Source organism: uncultured Brachyspira sp., assembly GCF_944390595.1.
Classification (GTDB): Bacteria; Spirochaetota; Brachyspiria; order Brachyspirales; family Brachyspiraceae; genus Brachyspira.
On the sequence record NZ_CALXRN010000146.1, the window covers coordinates 1 to 2,900 of the forward strand.

The following is a 2,900-nucleotide window of genomic DNA, read 5'->3' on the forward strand; positions in this document are numbered from 1 at the left end:
AAAGCTATGATGTATTTATCAATAATAATTTTACTGAAACAACTATCAAAGACAGTGAGATAGTTTTAGAAAATCTTGAATATCTGCAGAAGTTTCTTCTAGGCATATTTCACGACAATTTAAAATACAATGGAGTTAGATAAATGAGTTTTATAGACAAACATAATGCCAATAAAAAAGTAAGCATCTATACAAGCATAATCAGCTTCATTTTAGGCTGGGTAGTTGTATTTTATTTGATAGTAATAAAAGGATTAACTCCAGCTCAGGATTGGGCTGTTGCGTTGCTTATTATAGTATTAGGACTTAGCAGCGTAAGCATGGGAAGCGATTTAAGAGGCTTTTTGAAGATATTAAGAAACAATAATAGTAATGATGATAAAAAAATAATGAAAAGGAGTAAGAATGATTACATCGACAATGTTTTTTAGTTTTTTGAGACGACTGTCCGCTTTCAGCGGAACTAAATTAGGAAAGTCAATAATAGCAGCGGTTATTATTGCTTTAGTATGTTTTGTATGCTTTTCAGTTATAGCATATAAAAATAATACTATAAGGCAAAAGGAAAAAGAGATAGCACAGTATCAGGAGAATATTAAGGGCTTGGAGCTTCAGGCTCAGACGCTTCAAAATGAGATACTGTTTATTAAAGAAAATGAAAAGTTCCAAAATAGTTTTAGTAATTCTGATGCTATGATTAAAAGCATAGACAAAGAAAAGCTGACAAGGACAGAATATGAAACATTTAATAGTATATCTAATAATTTTTATAAGTATTTTAATAGTATTAACTTCATGCAGTACAAAAATAAAATATGTCAAAGTACCGCTTTCTACGCCTCCAGAAATATTTATTATAAAGTCAGCAACAAATCGGCAGGATTTAATGAGAAGATATCAGGAAAGTATTATAAAAATAGGCGAATGGCAATTATGGTATAACATACAAACTGGAACTAATTACTATAAATACAAAGATAAAAAATAAAAGGAGTATATAAAAATATGAATGTTCTTAAAAGAATATGGGACAAAGTAAAAGAGTATAAAGCAAGCATTATAGTATACTTTATAATGCTTACAGTTAGTGCAGGCTGTGATTTTATAATGGGGGATTTTAATCCTCATAAATATATATCTTTAAATATATTATTTATAATTTTTACTGCTTTAAATATTGTACGCATGCAGAATAAAAAATATATTATAGAAAATGGTAAATTATTATTTTCAAAGGAAGATATAATATTTATTCTAATATGCGACAAAATTATATCTATTAGTATAATTATTGATGTAATTTTTATGGAGTTTAATATTTTTAAATATATTATATATGCTGTCTTTTTAATTATTTTAATTATTTTATTATTCAAAAAATACAAAGAAAAAATAAAAGATTCAGAACCAGATATTAATACAAAAATTGTATAATTTTTTAGTATAGGAGTTTTATTATGCTTGAAAAACCTACAGAATATAATGAAGTACCAGCTCAGCAAGGAGAAACAACTGTATATGCTGAAGATATTAATCAAATAATATCAAATGTAGAAAAATTAAAAGGCGGTCAGGCTAATGAAGCTCCAGTTTCTAATATAAAAGATTTACATTCTAGTATAAATGAATTAAAAGAAAGAATTGATGGTTTAGGAAACGGAGAATCTTCACAACTTCCATCATCTGCTGATAAAATATCTTTTAATAATGACAATGCTAATTTAGATTTTTTTTCAGAATATGATTTTCCTAGATTTAAGAATGAGCTTAAAGAAAGATATGAAATAAAATTAATAAGCGATAAAGATATTAATAATGTTTCTCATATAGATGAAGTGCAGGATGTTTATACTCTTATATTAGAAAAGAATACTGATAAATATATATTAAAAGGAAATCTAAAATATATTAATACTGGAAACGGATTTGATTTTAGTTATATAGTTAAGCAAATAGATGATATAAAAGATTTTGGAGCTATACGTAGTGAATTACTTCAGTTTATAAATATAGAAACTAATGCTAAAGAAAATGAGATAATTATTGAAGGAATACAAGATTTAAAATATTCTTTTAATACAGTTTTTGGAATGCCTATTTTTCATATAAAAAAACAAGACGATTCAAGATTTGAAAACAAAGAATATAGTATAAATATTAATATAGAAATACCAATAACAAATATAAAGAATAATCAAGAGTATATACCAGCTATATTAGGAAGTATATATTGTTCATTTCTTAATATTCAAAATGCAGATGGTAAAGCAGTAATAAAAGGAGAACTTATACAAGAAACAATATCAGTATCTTTTGTATTATTTTCACATATTACTTTGGAAAATTATTTTGATATCAAAACTGATCAAAATGACAGCCATTATATAGAAGCTGGAAGTATGATAACTTCTAATAAAAATAAACCTATTAAATACTATATAAAAAAAGAAACTGCTGATATGTCTTCATTATCTCCTATATATGCAAATCTATATTGCACTTTATATGGTTTAGAAATAAAGCATACAGACGGCAGCAATATAGAATATGAGGAAATACTAACATTTAATCTGACAGCTCCTAAAAATGCTGATGTTCAAAAAATAGAAAAAGAGAAGAATATTCAAAATGCAGATGGTAAAGCAGTAATAAAAGGAGAACTTATACAAGAAACAACATCAGCGTCTTTTATATTGTTTTCACATTTTGCTTTAGAAAATTATTTTGATATAAAAACTGATCAAAATGACAGCTATTATATAGAAGCTAATAACATGATAATTTCTAATAAAAATAAGCCTCTTAAATATTATTTAAGAAAAGAATTAACGGATATGTCTTCATTATCAAGTATGTATGCCAATATTTATTGTACTTTTTATTATTTAGAAATAATGCAT

The 2,900-nt window shown here is 25.3% G+C and carries 3 protein-coding genes and 1 pseudogene; all 4 read left to right on the forward strand.

What is annotated here, in order from left to right; all coding sequences use genetic code 11:
- Positions 1-143: 143 nt before the first annotated feature.
- Complete coding sequence (locus Q0J90_RS08715; RefSeq protein WP_297277534.1) at positions 144-431, forward strand: endonuclease; 288 nt, start codon at positions 144-146, stop codon at positions 429-431.
- Entirely contained in the window at positions 406-942 is a 537-nt protein-coding gene (locus Q0J90_RS08720) for a hypothetical protein (RefSeq protein WP_297277535.1), read from the forward strand. Before Q0J90_RS08715 ends, Q0J90_RS08720 begins: the two co-directional genes overlap by 26 nt.
- Before the next feature lie 63 nt (positions 943-1,005).
- A complete protein-coding gene (locus tag Q0J90_RS08725; protein WP_297277536.1) occupies positions 1,006-1,434 on the forward strand; it encodes a hypothetical protein in 429 nt (142 codons plus the stop codon).
- 23 nt (positions 1,435-1,457) lie between these two features.
- Positions 1,458-2,900, forward strand: a pseudogene (locus tag Q0J90_RS08730) (hypothetical protein); the annotation flags it as partial.